The organism is Sphingobacterium spiritivorum (genome assembly GCF_016725325.1).
Classification (GTDB): Bacteria; Bacteroidota; Bacteroidia; order Sphingobacteriales; family Sphingobacteriaceae; genus Sphingobacterium.
Map to the genome: position 1 here is coordinate 551,462 of NZ_CP068083.1, position 16,763 is coordinate 568,224.

Consider the following 16,763-nt stretch of genomic DNA (forward strand, 5'->3'; position numbering starts at 1 on the left):
GATTTAGGTAAGGCTTAGCGATTGAACAGCAAGCGCTGTCCTGCTCCGTATTCAATGAGTGAACCACCTGTATAAGCCAATTGTCCCGAGACAATTGTATGTTCTACAGTAGAGGTAAAAGTATGTCCTTCAAACGGTGACCAGCCACATTTTGACAGGATATTGGATTTTGAAACCGTATACGGTTTATGGAGATCCACCAGTACCAGATCGGCCCAGTATCCTTCACGGATAAATCCCCGGTCTTCGATCTGAAAACAGATCGCCGTATTATGTGCAGATTTCTGTACCAGTTGTTCCAGTGTCATTCTTCCCTGACTGACCATATCCAGCAGAGCCTGCAGTGCATGTTGCACCAGAGGTCCTCCTGACGGAGCGGTATGATAAGGCTGTAACTTCTCTTCGATCGTATGTGGAGCATGATCTGTAGCGATCACATCGATATGACCGTCCAACAATGCTTTAACAATCTGATCCCTATCGGAAGCGGTCTTGACTGCCGGATTCCATTTGATAAAATTACCTTTGGCAGCATAGTCCTGATCAGAAAACCACATATGGTGGATACAGGCTTCTGCAGTGATCCGCTTTTGTTCCAAAGGGATATCATTGCGAAACAATGCGGTTTCTTTTCCTGTGGAAATATGCAGAATATGCAAACGGGTATTATTTTTCTTAGCCAGTTCAACTGCTTTTGAAGAAGACAGATAGCACGCTTCTTCCGAACGGATAAGCGGATGCATCTGTATAGTCAGACCTTCCTCGCCATATTGTTCTTTGAAAATCGCAAGGTTAGCTTTTATTGTTGCTTCATCTTCACAATGCGTAGCTACTAATGTAGGAGCGTTGGCAAAGATTCCTTCCAGGGCTTTTTCATTATCGACCAGCATATTTCCTGTTGAAGATCCCATAAAGACTTTGATCCCACATACTTTTCGCGGATCTGTCTTGAGAACTTCCTCCAGGTTATCATTGGCAGCTCCCATAAAAAAGGAGTAATTGGCTAATGCGTTTTTAGCTGCTATATCATATTTATCCTGCAACAGTTCCTGTGTCAATGTATTGGGAACTGTATTGGGCATTTCCATGAAAGAGGTAGTGCCTCCGGCTACGGCTGCACGGCTTTCATGCCAGATATCGGCCTTATGTGTCAGACCGGGTTCACGGAAATGAACCTGATCATCGATCAGTCCCGGAAGAAGATGCAGCCCGGTCGCATCTATTTCTTTATCTGCTTTGACCTGAAGTTCGATTCCTATTTTTTCGATTCGTCCGTTACGGATATAAACATCTGCTACTGTGGTTGTCCCTTCATTGACAATATGTGCAGATTTGATAAGTATTGAAGACATGGAGTGATTGTATTTGCTTTAGAACAAATATACGCAATACCAAATTAAATAATCCGGCAATTCATATATTGCACGGGATGTGTATATTTATGATTGTAAATATGCTATACTGATGAAAAATTTCCTATTGATATTATCGCTTTTACTGTGCTTCACAGCTTACAGCCATGCCAATGATGGTGCATTCTTTGCTAGAGGGAATCAACTTGTACCGATCAACGAAACGGACATCAGTGTCAGAAAGGAAATCCTGACTATCAGAAAGGCAGGAGACCGACAGGTACATATCACCGTATATTATGAATTTGAAAATCCTGTTCAGGACAAAAGAATTACGGTCGGATTTGAAGCGATGTCTCCATCCGGAGATGTAGATGGTACGCCAAAAAATGGCTTTCATCCCTATATGAGAGATTTTACAGTAAAACTGAACAATCAGGATCTTCCGTATAAAATTGCCTACGTATATGATTCGCTCTATGTCAATAACGGCAAAATTGTATCTGAACCATTGGATAAAATCAAGAAGGAGATTGATAATGTTAATGAGGTTGGTTTTAACTATGTGTATTACTTTGATGCTCCCTTCAGAAAAGGTAAAAACAGTATCCAGCATACCTACACCTATGACCTTTCCGGTTCTATAGATTATCAATACTATCTGGAATATGTGCTGACAGCAGCAAAGCGATGGGCAAATAAGCAGATCGACGACTTCACTTTGATTGTAGATATGGGAGATGTAACGGAATTCAATATCCATAAAACATTTTTTGATCAAAAGGAAGACTGGCAGATTAAAGGCTGGGGAAAAACAAAAGATGTAAAAGTGCTTCCTTCTTCTGTACATGAGTCGGATCAGATCCGGTTTACTATCCGTCAGGGTACATTAGTTTTTCATAAGACTAATTTTGCTCCTGCAGGTGAACTTTATCTATCTGCTGAAAACTACTTTCCTCCGGAAGAATCTTTTGATTCCAAAACAGATATTCTGCCCTTTGCGGCATATGCACAGAATCGCATTCTTAAGGCCAAGGATGAAACAAGCAAAAAAATATTACGTAATCTTCCGTTTGCAAGACGGGGATATGTTTTTAAGTCCAAAGACTTAAAGGATTATTACAGTAATATAGATTGGTATACAGCGGATCCGAAATATATACCTGAACCTAAAAATCTGACTCCGGAGGAGCAGAAATGGCTGAAGGAATTGAAATAGTAAGCTATTCAAAATAAAACATATGTGTCGCCCGGATATGGTTCAGGCGGCACATGTGTTTTATAAAGTAAAAAATACTTCCGTTATTTTCCTTCTTCTTCCAGGTAATTGAGATCTTTTGAAAAAGTCTCCTGCATGCCTCTGATTGCCCAAAAAGCTAACAGCAGACACAGCAAGCCTACACAGATACCGGCATAAATCAGATTGTCAAATGAAGTATAGAGAAACTGAAACAATATCGTCAGCGGTACAACCGCTCCTCTCACAAAGTTAGGCACTGTAGTCGTAACTGTGGCCCGGATATTGGTACCGAATTGCTCTGCTGCAATGGTCATAAAGATTACCCAATAGCCTACTGAAAGCCCAAGGAAAAAGCAAATAAAGTAGAATGCTGTCACAGACAATCCCGTTAGCGAGAAATAAGCGGAAACACTGATAACTGCCAACGAAAGGAATACATACACGACTTTTTTACGGCTTTTGAGTATTTGACTGAGAAATCCGCTCAGGATATCACCTACTACTAACCCTCCGTAACAACAGGCTACAGCAGCACCTGCACTTACCTCTCCCTGTACGCCAAGCACTTTACCAAACTCCGGTGATAAGGTAATCAGAATCCCTACCACAAACCATAACGGGACGCCTATAATTATACATTTCAGATACTTCAAAAAGCGTCCGGCATCTTTAAACAGAGACAAAAAATCACCTCTGGAGGCGTGTTTCTGATGGAGTGTCTTAGCGAACATGGCAGATTCCCTGACGCCTATGCGCAGGGCCAGTAAAGAAAGTCCCAATCCTCCACCGATAAAATAACATACTTCCCAGGAGAAGAACTGTGCTACAAAATATGCAACTACCGCTCCGCTGACTCCGACCGAGGCAACAATTGTGGTCGCCAGCCCTCTTTTTTCTTTCGGCATAATTTCCGTGACAAGGGTAATACCCGCTCCTAATTCGCCGGCCAGACCTATTCCTGCAACCAAACGCCACAAACTGTAGCCTTCAATTGTCGTTACAAAACCATTGGCAATATTCGCGATGGAGTACAGACAGATCGATCCGAACAATACAGACAACCGTCCCTTCTTATCCCCCAGAATGCCCCAAAAAATACCGCCGACAAGCATACCAATCATCTGTATATTTAACAGAAAAATACCATGATTAGTTAACTGCTCCCCGCTATACCCCAAGGCCTGCAGGCTGGGAACACGGACAATGCTGAAAAGCAGCAGGTCATATATATCTACAAAATAACCCAACGCTGCCACAATAACAGCAGCGTTAAGTATTTTTGGATTATCCACAGTAGCGGATGGACTACTCATTACATTCATAATAAAGGCTTTATAATTGGTTATATACTTAAGCTAAGGTTTGATGAATCTGCCAGAGTGCACGCGGAGCATGGAAGCACCCTTTCCATTTTCCTCCTTTGAGAGGAAGCAGCACCTCTCCTCTTCTGTTCAGATAGCCGAACCATTCCCCGTATTCGGCATCTCTGAATTTTTCCCAGCTGTAATCATGTAATTTCACAAACCAGGCTTTGGCACGTTCATCTCCGGTCAGCTTCCAGGCTTTAGCCATACATACCAGAGCTTCCAGATGTACCCACCAGAGTTTTTGATCCCATTCCAGCTGTTGAGGAGGATGTCCCTCACTATCCAGAAAATAAAATATGCCCTCATATTCTTTATCCCAGCCATATTCCAATGCATTCAGGGCTATTTCTAATGCTTTATCAATAAGGGGACGATCTCCTTTCCGAACAGCCAGATCCATAATAAACCACATGGCCTCTAGCGTATGTCCGGGATTGAGCAGCCGGCCTTCAAAACTATTGCTGAAGCTACCGTCCGGATTGACATTTTCGAAAATAATACCCCGCTCTTCATTATAAAACACTTCCATTACCTCATGAATGATCTCATCCAGCAATTGTTCCACCACTTGCTTATCTAACAGCTCTTCCATTTCTAAAGCCAGGTTACTCAGGATCATGGGAAGGGAAAAGTTACGCAGGTCCCGTGTTCCGGGATATATTTTATTGTATACGCCTTTGGTATTGGATCTCCTCTTCAGTATCTGCTCAAAAGTCTGTTTGGCGATAGCACTGTATGTCGTATTCCCAGTAGCTCTGTATAGTGCACTGAATCCCATTGTTGCAAAGCAATCCGAAAAGATATTATAAGGTTGTACGAGTGGTTTCCCTTCTCTGTTGAGTGAAAAATACCAGTTGCCTTCTGCATCTCGTCCGTATTGTTCCATAAATGAAGCACCGTGCAGGGCAATATCCAGCCACTCCTGTTTTTGTTCACAATGCTGGTAAAGGAATGAAAACATCCAGACCTGACGTCCCTGCAACCACATAAATTTATCCTGATCAAAGACGTTCCCCTGCCGATCCAGACATGTGAAATACCCTCCGCACTCCCGGTCTATGGAATATTTTTCCCAAAACGGAATCACCTTTTCTAATAGTTCATTCTTATATATATCACTGTATATCTTCATAACGTATTGTATCTGCTTAAAATCCTGATGTATTGATGTATTCCTTATATCTGTTGTATAAATGTCCTGCCTGCAGATAAGCCGACTGCGGACTCATAAAATGTGAAAATTCAAATGTTATTGCTTTATCGTAACCCGCAGCATGGGCAGCTTCGAGCTTTAATCTCAGCTTATCAAACTTAATAGGCAGAAATTTGATCGGCATATCCCGGTCAAAGGATTCGGCATTGGTCCAGCACTCCAGTCCGTAGCGATCAGCAAGTTTCTTATTGATCTCAAAAAATGCCGGCAGCTCATGATAATCAATATGTCCGTCCTGAAAAGCAACTGCATCTATTGCTCCGGAAATTCCATCAAAGATTTCACCCCACTCCTGTTCATGTTCCCTGACAGACACAGCATCTTCTTTACTGAGGGATGCGCTGGAAGCCATCACTGCTTTTTTGCCATCTATCCAGGGAGAAATAAATGTCGGCAGACCATTGCTTACATCTTTACACTGTTTTCCCAGGGTATAAAAAGCCTCTGTAGCACCTTTTGTTCTTCGGCTTATCTCTGTACTGATATACCATCCGCCAAAACTCTTATAATGCCCGTACTTCTGCCATACTTCATCAATCACAAACCTGTTGGCATCGATTTCAAACTGCAGATTGCCGGTATCCCAATACACTCCGCTGTCATAGAGTCCGAAGTAAAATTTCATTTCATACTTGTCAGCGAGCGTAAGATACAGCTCTACCAGGTCCATAGAAGGACGATAACAACCGTGCTTACTCATCAGGTATGCTGACGGATAAGTAATAAAATTGCGGTATCCGCTGCGGATCATAATCACCGTATCAATACCTACGGCTTTCATATATGCAAAATCCCTGTCCCATTCTTCCGCACCCCAGTTCTGATGCGGAATATCATGCGATATTTCGTCTATAAATGTCCCTGTAATCTTCACTTGATTTTGTTTTTTATAGTAAGGTTAGCTAATGTTATAAATACTTGTTACGCTTCAGAAAATCAACCCATTTCACATAGGCCGCAGGTCTCAGATGTATACCGTCGTTAGTCATTTCAGGCAACAGATTACCCTGACCATCATTGAATAAAGAATACAGTTCAATAAACGGCACATTGTACTGTGCAGCTAATGCTTTTATCCGCTTGTTCAATTCGATAATCAGATGACCTTTGTTCTTGATATATTCTGCTTTCAGTATGGCATCATTTACAGGCAATACACTCTGTACATACAAGGTAGTCTTGGGACTTCCCTTTTTGAAGCGCTGAATAATCTTTTCATAATTGGCTGCTGTTACCTCTACTGGAAGATTCCGCGAGATGTCATTGACACCGATCAACAAGAATACTTTCTTAGGCTTGGCGTCTATGACAGGCTGTATCCTCGCCAATACTCCAAACGTATTATCTCCGCCGATACCTCTGTTGACAATGGGCTTTCCGCTCAGTAGTTCATGCCACATTCCCCTCTCGGTAATACTGTTACCCAGAAAGACAATGGCTGAATGCGGAATCTGAAGAGAATTGAATAATTCCATCCGTCCCTGATAATACGTGTTGTTATAACTGGAGTCAATTTTTTGTGCCTGTACATGTATGCTGCACAGCACAGCTATCAATGCGATTAAATTCTTATGCATGGTTATAAATATTTCTTAGTTTTCAGGTAGTCGATCCATTGTATATAAGCTTCTGCCCGGAGATGTATCCCATCTGTTGTCAGTTCTTGTTTCAGGCGCCCTTCCTTATCCAGGAATATAGCCTGATGGACATCTATAAACGGAACATTATACTGCTGACACAGCGTTTTGATTTGTTCGTTAAGCAGCACTACTTTTTGATTGGTCACACGCTGGTAACCATCTGTAAACATAGATTCCCTAACCGGCAGTACACTCTGAATCAGTAATTTTGTTTTCGGGGATTCTTTACGTACTCTTTTAATAATCCGTTCTATATTCTGTACTGTATATTCCGGAGGAATCCCTCTTTTGACATCGTTAATTCCTACTGTCATAAAGATTTTTTTCGGTTGAAGGGCAGTAACGGAAGACAACCTGTTCAATATACCGTACGTCACATCTCCGCTGATACCTCTGTTGATAATATGAGGCACCTGTGCGATTTCATACCATTGACCTGCTTCTGTGATACTGTTCCCTAGAAAGACAATAGCATTCTTCACTTTAGGCAACTGATCGTAATAGGCCTGACGCTTCTGATAATAACTGTTTGCATAGCTACTGTCTATTACTGCTTCCTGTGCAAATAATCCTGTTATCATCTGCAGACACAGGATCAGGATCATATAAATACGCTTCTTCTCCATATGTTATTTATCTGCTTCAGGGAGTTTATTCCACCAGAATTTTTTCAACAGAATACTCGTAAGGATCAGCACCGCACACCAGATCACCATCTTGGTATTTTCTCTTACCATAAAGTAAATCGGTATAACGACCTGTGCCATCTGCCATACAATCCCGATCACAACATTGAACATATCTCTCTTGAATCCGCTGTTGGCGACAAAAGAAGGATCTTCCATTTCAACCTCTTTCTTTATAGGGCCCCAAAAACCCCAGGGCTTTGTTTTCTTGTAGAATTCTTTGACTGTTTCACGATTTTCCAGGGGCTTGAGGTAAGTCCCGATAATACATCCCAGAAGTGAGAAAAGGAAAATAATAGGGAAGATATAAATATCGACAATCTCCGGAAACAGGAATAATTTGAGCGTAGAAGCTATAAGGCCGAAAAGCATACCCCAGAAATAACCGTCTCCTGAAAAACGCCACCAAACCCATTTCAACACGTTGGCAGCCACATAACCTCCATATAAGGCAGAAGTAATCCATAGTGTAATCTTATTAAGTGAAGCTGCATTGAAGCCAAATATAATACCGATAATAACCAGCAGCACTGAGGATATAATACTCAGGCGTATATATTTTGCATTGGAGGCATTCGGGTTTACATACTTTTTATAGATATCGTTGACAATGTATGCCGGGGCAGAATTGACAAATGCGGAGAACGTCCCCATGAAAGCGGAAAGAAATCCGGCGAGGATCAATCCTTTAAGCCCTATCGGTACAAAGCGGTTGACCGCTTCGGGAAGCACTTTTTCGAAATCAATATTGGCTCCCATCTGCCCCATTTCCGGCCCAAGATATACCAGTCCCAGCACGGCGAATGACGCTACCATCAGATAACGGGGTATATACATTACAAAGATGGAACTCACACTCATCTTTGCTGCATCAGACGGAGTACGTGAAGACAATACGCGCTGCATATCGTAGCTCGGTACAGGTCCGGCAATTGAGGCAAATATTCCTTTGAATACCATCATCATAAACAAAGCGCCAAACATCCCGAATCCGTCGGATAGTATTTTATCGTTTGCATTGGGAACCTGTGTCTTGCTCCAATCCAGATCAAGTGTCCAGCCAAATGACATATCAAGCCATCCATCCGGTATGGCTGCACGAATCTGCTCAGCAGTCACAGCATTATAAGCAATATACCCTATGGCAAAACAAGCCAGCGTCATAATAAAAAACTGCAGCACCTCTGTCGCTACTACACTGTACATACCGCCTTTAACTGTATATAAGGTCGTCAGCGCACAGATAATCAAGGCATATGAGCGGGCCGAAGACAAATGATAGCCGAGTATATCCACACTCAGATCCCACGGAAGAATGGAAGTACAAAACTTACCGATGCCTTCAAAGAAATAGGCTATAAAGCCAATCACACTTATTACCGCAAATGCCACAATGATAATATGTGACAACTTGGAACCTTTGCCGTCACCAAAACGAAAAGTAATCCATTGTGCCCCTGTCATTACCCCCGACCGGCGCATCCATATGGCCAGATAGACAAAGACAAAAACCTGATTCCAGACCGGCCACAGCCAGGGAATCCAGGCACTCTTGAGTCCATAAATGAAAAGTATACTGACGGTCCACATTGTACCGGATGTATCAAACATTCCGGACGCGTTACTCAGCCCCAGGTAATACCATTTCATCGTATTGCCCCCTAAAAAATAAGATTGCAGATCTTTAGATGCTTTTGTAGAGATATAAAATCCCAATCCTATTATACCAATGATATAAACAAATATGATGCTTATATCGACTAAACTTAGACTCATTGATTAAACGCTATAATTATAAAATTTGATAAACTATGATTTCCAAAACCACTTTTTCTCTGTGGTCCAGATCGTAAATAAGGCGACAATACCTGTAAAAATAACGCCTCTCAATGTACCGTCCCCCAATCCGTGATTCAACCGGTTGAGGTATTCCTCCAGTCCGGAAAGACGCAATACCGGAATCAGCAGCAAGTTGCCCGCAGTGTAGGCTACCATTGGGTTTTTACCGACTGAAGCCAGTATCCGGGTCATCCTGCTGAATAATCCGTATACTTCCAGTACATACAGGGAGGACATTGTGAAAAAGGCAAGTCCAGAACACACGAAGTAATAACTGTATGTGGAAAAATCTTTCTTGATCCCTCCTTCATACGACTCCAGCAACAGACCAAGCAACAGCAGATAACTTCCTGTATACACCAGTCTGGATATAATATTGACCGTTCCGATCTTGCGGATCAGATATACAGCAGCTAACATCAATACCGCAGACAAGAAAAAGTTAAGAACCAGCTCCCGGCTATACAGCAGAATTACATTAGCCAACAACAACAGAAACCCTATCATTCCTACCATCAGATAAGAAGATTTGCAGGTTTTCCAATCCGACGGTGACTTCTGTTCTGCAATGATCCATTCTCCAACCAATGTAGCCGGCAGAATAATAAACAGATATTTGAGGTAGTAAAACTTATACAGCCAGTCGGCCGGAGTCCAGTTGTAGAGGTAATAATTGATAGATCCTTCGTTTTTAGATGCCAGGAATACAGCCATTATCAACGGAAGAACTCCCATCCTGATCCAGATGTTTTTGGCAGTCAGCCACCATATCAACGTGCCGAAAAGAGCCATGTTGGCCAGTACCAGAATAATAATATCGGGATTGTGGATGTTAAAGGTTTTATCCTGATCCTTACCCATAAACACAATGGCAGCACAGGCCAGATAGGATATGATTTTTACTATCCAGTCATTACGTTTACCAATCTTCTGCTCCAGATCAACATATATCAGAAACAAGAGACCGAATGACAATATTGACAGCACATATTCTTTTGTGCCGGGACTATCACTAAGTACCCATGCCCTTGCATGCATCGTGAATAAAGCAAAGAAGACCAACAGTATAAACCGCTTTGCTACAGAGAGCAAAATCTGCCAGGAGGATAACTTGGTCAACTTGTTTTGCATAGACAAAGGAATGGCCGCCCCCATTGAAAACAGGAAGAAAGGAAATACCAGATCCACCCAGGTAATACCGGCAATGGCCGGGTTAAACTGATGATCGGGTGGCGGTACCTGCGCATGATACATCCAGCCTGGCATGACTCCAAAAGCAATGCTGGCCGACAAGACCATCAGAAGAATGGCAATTCCGCGTAAGGTGTCCAGACTATTATTTCTTTTGACCTGCATGTTATGGATTCACTTTGATATCAAACTGTTTCACTGCAGTTTCCTCTCCTTTGTAATTTACATTCTGCGCAACAAATGTTACTTTATATGTACCCGGAGTCGTGAACTTGTAGGTCAGGCGTTGTGGCATCGGATCTATCATTGCTTTCTGAACCAATGGTTTATCCGGCTTAACACTCGTTGGTGCAAACGGAGCTGTGATTACCCAGTGGATATGTGGCTCCAGTGTACTGTTAGGTGTAAAGAACAGATACGGGTCTGAAGAGCTGATGGTCCAGTAACTAGCCTTGTTGACTCCTGTGAGTACGGGCACAATCTTCCATCCTGCTGTCCGCACAGTAGCCAGTACAGCACGTGTGCCCTCCGGTGTTTTAGTGGCCAGATCAAATACAGGCAGTCTCCATGATCTTCCGCCGGTAGCGGCAGAGGTAGCCGCCTGACTTTCATACCGGTAAGCAAAATAGATAGGCTTACCTGGTACCAGTAAAGAAGAAAGGTCTGCAGGACCGGAAGCTGTAGTCGTGGCAGCGATTCCGTTAGGAACAGCCGCTGTAGACCAGGTAAATTTATCACTGATATCCGTCCATTCTTCCTCCTTGATTCCTGCTGCCGAATAATTTCCGGAGAATGATGTCGAATACATCAGTTTCACATTTTTCTCCTGCGAACCGTATAACACACGCGAGGCAATGGACAGTTCCATGCTCAATCCTTCCATTTCGGTACGATCCCGGTATTGATATTCCCGGCCTTTTTCTCCCGAATAGAAAGATATAACATCTGCATATCCGGTATAGGTAAAGGTTACAGAATCCTGCAGGCCGATTTCCATACGGTCAGGATTAGCCTCGAAAGATACTTTTTCAGGAATATCTTTCTGACAGGAATTCATATAAAAAATGCTAAGTATAGCTATTGTATTGATCCAAATCTTTTTCATATTCATTATGATTACTTACCAACCATTATTTTGTTTAGCCTTTTTGTTCATCTGGATCTCCCGCGAAGGAATAGCCAGCACTGTATCACGCTGTGAGATATTATCTCCGTGACGGGAGGCATATGCATAAGTAGCAGATGTACCTGTTGCAGTACTCTTGATATGAACAGCAACATTTTTCATCGTGCTGATGTAATCTCCCCAGCGTACCAGATCAAATCTTCTCAAACCTTCATAGCCCAGCTCTAATGCCCGCTCTCTGCGGACAGCCAGACGAAACGCTACTTTATCAAGAATTTCATTGGTTTTCAGATCAGCATTGACTGTAGCGCGTGGATCTAAAGTAGCCGTAGCCGTGGCTCCTGTTCCGTTTCCTGCAATGACCACATTGGGTACAGAAGTGAATCCCTGCCCGGGATTGAGAAGCATGATACTTGTCACTTTCCCTGCAGATATTACAGCTCTCGCCTCCGCATCGTAACCTCCGCCACCCACGACATTGACCTGTGGCTCCTGTGTATATCCTGTTCCGCCGTTATCGACAGTCACATAGTATACCCCATTGCCCAACGTTTTACCATATGCTCTTCGTCTCACCTGATTTACATATTCAACAGCCTGATTTTGTGGCCCGTTGATCTCATTGTCAGCTTCGGCATACATCAGCAGGACATCAGAATATCTTAACAAAGGAAAGTTGATGGTAGTGGTACCGTTAAATTTAGGATCAGTAGGTTCATATTCTCTTCTCCACTTTGCATCCATCCGGTTGTATATCTGTGTACCGTTATAGCCGACTTTCAGATTACCGGAGTAGTAATACGATCCGATTGTCCAGTCTCTCCGCATATCGGGAGAAAGGATCTGACTTACCCCATTGATCGTCATCGGATAATTTTCAAACATATTAAAGTAATACGGGATGGCATGCTTTGCACCATAGCTGAATCCCCATGGTGTGGTAGCCGAAGCAGCTATACCATTGATGGAACCAAGTGCCCCCTCTTCATTCTGTGTACCATTGTACCGGTTAAATTCAACTTCCCACATGGATTCCTTCACATCATAAGTTCCTTTACTCATATTTTTGAAAACCTCTCTGAAATCCGGGTTCAATGCATTTCCTCCGCCGAGGATTACCTTTTCAGCCCATTTTTTTGCTTCCGCATAACGGGACTGATCATGCAAAGGGGCTCCGCCCATCTTGAGATTGACACGTGCAAGAATACCCCATACAGTCTGTTTGGTCACCCGTCCTGCATGTCCGTAAGCAGACGCAGGATTGACCATATCTGCTGCCTTTTCCATATCTGCAACAATCATTTTATACACCTCGCTGTAAGGAGTAAACTCCAGGTCATTATCAGTCACTGAAGAGGTTGCAGTAGTACGTACAGGAATATTGCCCCAGTAGTTGGTCAATATAAAGTAGTAATACGCTCTTAAGAATAAAGCCTGCCCTTCAATTGCTTTTCTTTTGGTAGCATCCATATCTACGCGGTCAATATTATCAAGCAAGGTGTTGGCTCTGTTGATTCCTGTATAGAGATAATTCCACAGGTCTGTAACTTTTGTATCTGAAGGGTTGTAATTAAATAAGGCAAGATCCTGTGTCCAGGAAGAAAGTGCGACAAAACTATCGTCAGCGATATCAAGCTCAAAATAGATCGTACGACCGTATGTTCCGGATTTGGCCAGAATATCATATACTCCCGTCAGTGCCATTTCTGCTTCTGCCTCATTCCGGAAGAAATTCTGAGGAGCAACAGTACTGGTCGGCAATATTTCCAGAAATTTGTTGCAGGATGTCAATGCAGCTGCTCCAATGACTAAAGATATCAGTATTTTTTTCATAATTATATGCTGTTATAATCCTTTTAAAATGTTGTATTCAAACCCACAGTTATCGTTCTGGCTCTCGGGTAAGCAGAAAAGTCAAAACCCGGAGTCAAAGCAGATCTCCTCACGGAGACTTCCGGATCATAGCCTGAATATTTAGTCCAGGTCACGAGATTCTGAGCGGAGGCATATATCCGCAGTGTCTTCAGTTTGATACCCTGCAAAAACTCCCTTTTGAAATTATAGCCCAGAGCTACTGTCTTCAGCCTCAGAAATGAACCATCCTCCACTACACGCGTTGAATATGCTTTGGAAGCATTTCCTTTGATTGCTGCTACGCCCGGGATATCTGAATCCGGATTTTCGGGAGACCATCGGTCCGCATAGGTAGCCCATTGGTTATAACCATACTTATAGGCCGATTCAAATACAATACGATTGGCATTCAGAATATCATTGCCGTAGGACCATTGTAAAAAGACATTCAGGTCAAAACCTTTATATGAAAAGTTATTGGAAAAACCTCCTATGTGAACAGGATTAGGATTACCGATAACTGTCTTATCTGCTTCATTGATAATGTAGTCGCCGTTCAGATCACGGTATTTGATATCTCCCGGCTGAACTGAAGTACCTGAAGCATTATTAGAGGTCACATTGTCCTTCAGCACATAATTATCCCCGACCTTATTAAAATCATCATACTTATATACACCTTCATAGATATATCCATAGAACATGCCGATAGGCTCACCTATCTTGGCCACATATCCCGGAATATTTTTCCAGTCATCACCCCATCCCTGACTGGTCAGCAGATAGTTTTGATTCTCAGCCAGTGACAAGACTTTGTTTCTGTTAAAAGCAATATTAAAAGATGTATTCCAGCTAAAGTCCTTTTTGACAATAGGTGAATAGCTAAGTGTGACTTCCAGTCCTCTGTTACCCACTTTGCCGATATTCTTGATAGATCTGTAATATCCGGTGTTCGGAGACATATCGGCATTCAGCAACAGATTGGATGTTTTCTTATCGTATACATCTACTTCTACGGTGAGCTTATCTTTGAACAATCCCAGATTATATCCGATATCGATCTGACTAGTTGACTCCCATTTCAGGTTCGGATTTCCGATACTGATATTTGCCAGTCCATTGGAATAACCTCCGCCAAAAGTATATCCCGGAAAATTATTGTAGAAATTACCGGCATCTGTATTGACTGCAGCCATAGCCGGATAAGCAGCAAAATTGCTGACAGCATTGTTACCGGTGACTCCCCATGACACGCGAAGTTTGGAGGTCGAAATTGCCGGAACCGATTTAAGCCACTCTTCTTTATCCATCTGCCATGCCGCAGCAGCTGAAGGAAAGTAACCCCAGATATTGTCTCCAAGGAAACGGGAAGAACCGTCTACACGTAAGGTAGTCGTAAAAATAAAACGATCCAGCAGCTTATAGTTTAATCTTCCCATAAAGGAAGCTAATGCCCATTCAGAAGAGCCTGCTCCTACCGCATTTGGGATACCTTCTCCCAGGCCATTCAGACCCAGACTTTCATTTGGCAGAAGAATAGCACTTCCGTTGAACAGTCTGCTTTTGCCGGATTCGGCAGAGAAACCGACCATCAGATCGAAGTAATGATTCTTATTTAATCTCCGTGCATACGTCAGGGTATTGGCATTTTGCCAGCCTGAACTCATAAAGATAGATTTGGACCCGCTGACCGCAAAGTTGGAAATAAAACCGGATCTCGAGAATCGTCCGTTGAAGACATCATACTCACGCTGACCCTGATTGTAACCACCAGCCAGACGAAGTTTCAGATATTTATTGATTTCGTATTCCAGATAAGCATTTGTATTCAGACTACCACCATAATTTTCCCGAAGCTCATTTCGGGCTGTCAGTATAGGATTGAAGGTATTATTATTTCCCTGCTCAACTTCCGGATCGACCGGCTCATTGATCAGATCCAATGTCGGATCAATAGACAACGGTCTGAATGACCATACACTGAAGAGCATATTCGTCTCATTGACATAACCCGATGCTGAAGTCGGTGTACCAAAAGTTTTGATGTAAGAATAACCGGCATTTAAGCCTACTTTCAGTTTATCATTGACCTGCTGATCCAGCACCATCTTACCCAGTATACGTTTGAAACCCGAATTTATCAGTACTCCATCTTGCCCGGTATACGACAATGTGGTAGAATACTTGGTTTTTTCGGTGCCTCCTGACATGTTAAAATAGTGATTCTGCATCGGTGCGATGCGTGTAATCTCATCTTCCCAGTTGATTCCCTTTACTGTACGGTAATAGTCCAGATTGCGGCCATCCTGAAAATATAAGGTTCGGGTACGAACAGAATCAATCTCATTTTGCAGACGCACAAATTCGTAAGGATTCAGGGATTGTAGTCTTTTATTATTTTCCTGCAGCCCGTAGTATGTATTAAATGTCAATACCGGTTTTCCTACCTTCCCTCTTTTGGTCGTAACAATAATAACCCCATTGGCTCCCCGTGCTCCGTAAATAGCAGTAGCCGAAGCATCTTTCAGCACATCAATAGATTCGATATCTCCCGGATCAATTGTATTTATGGGATTGATAGACTGGTCTCCCGCACTTTCAAATGGAAAACCATCTATTACAAAGAGCGGAAAGTTACTTTGTGTGATCGAGTTATTTCCACGAATGGTAATATCAATACCCGAACCCGGCTGTCCTTCTGCCGAACTGACCTGTACCCCTGCCACTCGTCCGGCAAGTGCTTCATCAAAAGTTTTAACCGGGGCTTTCTGCAGATCTTCAATTTTTACCGATCCCACAGATCCGGTCAGGTCCTTACGTTGCGCAGTACCATATCCGATGACGACCACTTCATCCATCTGTGAGGTCGACACTGCAAGTGACACCTGTAACTGCGTACGATCACCCAGCGCCACGATCTTGCCTTCATAGCCGACATAACTAAATGTTAAGGATTTGTCTGAGGGTTTCACAGCAATACTAAAATTACCTTTCCCATCGGAAAACGTTTGTTTCTGAGATTCTACCACGCTCACAGACACACCCGCCAAAGGTTTCCCGTCCTGATCCAGGACTGTTCCCTGTACCTGCCGGGTCTGACTACTGGCCGTGTGTGATGAAAAAATCAACAGAATCATTAATGTAAGGATACGCCACACAGGACTGTCCTTCCACCTACTAAGCTCATTCATGTTGTTCATAGCATTATTTAGGTTGTTTATAAAATGTTGGTTACTCGGTTTGTTCTATAGCTCC

General features: G+C 42.8%; 12 protein-coding genes. 1 reads left to right on the forward strand and 11 read right to left on the reverse strand.

Annotated elements, in window-relative coordinates; all coding sequences use genetic code 11:
* Positions 1-14 precede the first annotated feature (14 nt).
* Positions 15-1,352: a dihydroorotase gene (locus I6J02_RS02050; protein ID WP_201680186.1), complete on the reverse strand. Its 1,338-nt coding sequence runs from the start codon at positions 1,350-1,352 to the stop codon at positions 15-17.
* 112 nt (positions 1,353-1,464) lie between these two features.
* On the opposite strand from I6J02_RS02050, the gene I6J02_RS02055 reads away from it, so the two are divergent.
* Positions 1,465-2,571, forward strand: coding sequence for a YARHG domain-containing protein (locus I6J02_RS02055; protein WP_201680187.1), 1,107 nt, complete (start codon positions 1,465-1,467; stop codon positions 2,569-2,571).
* A gap of 83 nt (positions 2,572-2,654) precedes the next feature.
* On the opposite strand, the gene I6J02_RS02060 is transcribed toward I6J02_RS02055, so the two are convergent.
* The 10 genes from I6J02_RS02060 to I6J02_RS02105 are packed head-to-tail and all read right to left on the reverse strand — an operon-like array spanning position 2,655 to position 16,708.
* Positions 2,655-3,914, reverse strand: coding sequence for an MFS transporter (locus I6J02_RS02060; RefSeq protein ID WP_201680188.1), 1,260 nt, complete (start codon positions 3,912-3,914; stop codon positions 2,655-2,657).
* 28 nt (positions 3,915-3,942) lie between these two features.
* Positions 3,943-5,091, reverse strand: a complete 1,149-nt coding sequence (locus I6J02_RS02065; RefSeq protein WP_201680189.1) for an AGE family epimerase/isomerase — start codon at positions 5,089-5,091, stop codon at positions 3,943-3,945.
* 16 nt (positions 5,092-5,107) lie between these two features.
* Positions 5,108-6,046: a DUF4434 domain-containing protein gene (locus I6J02_RS02070; protein ID WP_201680190.1), complete on the reverse strand. Its 939-nt coding sequence runs from the start codon at positions 6,044-6,046 to the stop codon at positions 5,108-5,110.
* 34 nt (positions 6,047-6,080) lie between these two features.
* A complete protein-coding gene (locus I6J02_RS02075) occupies positions 6,081-6,749 on the reverse strand; it encodes a GDSL-type esterase/lipase family protein (RefSeq protein WP_201680191.1) in 669 nt (222 codons plus the stop codon).
* 2 nt (positions 6,750-6,751) lie between these two features.
* Complete coding sequence (locus I6J02_RS02080) at positions 6,752-7,438, reverse strand: GDSL-type esterase/lipase family protein (protein ID WP_201680192.1); 687 nt, start codon at positions 7,436-7,438, stop codon at positions 6,752-6,754.
* Between the two features lie 3 nt (positions 7,439-7,441).
* Complete coding sequence (locus tag I6J02_RS02085) at positions 7,442-9,274, reverse strand: sodium:solute symporter family protein (protein WP_201680193.1); 1,833 nt, start codon at positions 9,272-9,274, stop codon at positions 7,442-7,444.
* 33 nt (positions 9,275-9,307) lie between these two features.
* Positions 9,308-10,693, reverse strand: coding sequence for a DUF5009 domain-containing protein (locus tag I6J02_RS02090; RefSeq protein ID WP_201680194.1), 1,386 nt, complete (start codon positions 10,691-10,693; stop codon positions 9,308-9,310).
* A 1-nt stretch (position 10,694) separates the two neighbouring features.
* Positions 10,695-11,633, reverse strand: a complete 939-nt coding sequence (locus I6J02_RS02095) for a DUF5017 domain-containing protein (protein ID WP_201680195.1) — start codon at positions 11,631-11,633, stop codon at positions 10,695-10,697.
* A gap of 15 nt (positions 11,634-11,648) precedes the next feature.
* Positions 11,649-13,487, reverse strand: coding sequence for a RagB/SusD family nutrient uptake outer membrane protein (locus I6J02_RS02100; RefSeq protein WP_201680196.1), 1,839 nt, complete (start codon positions 13,485-13,487; stop codon positions 11,649-11,651).
* 23 nt (positions 13,488-13,510) lie between these two features.
* On the reverse strand, positions 13,511-16,708 hold the full coding sequence (locus I6J02_RS02105; protein WP_201680197.1) for a SusC/RagA family TonB-linked outer membrane protein: 3,198 nt from the start codon (positions 16,706-16,708) through the stop codon (positions 13,511-13,513).
* Positions 16,709-16,763: the final 55 nt, after the last annotated feature.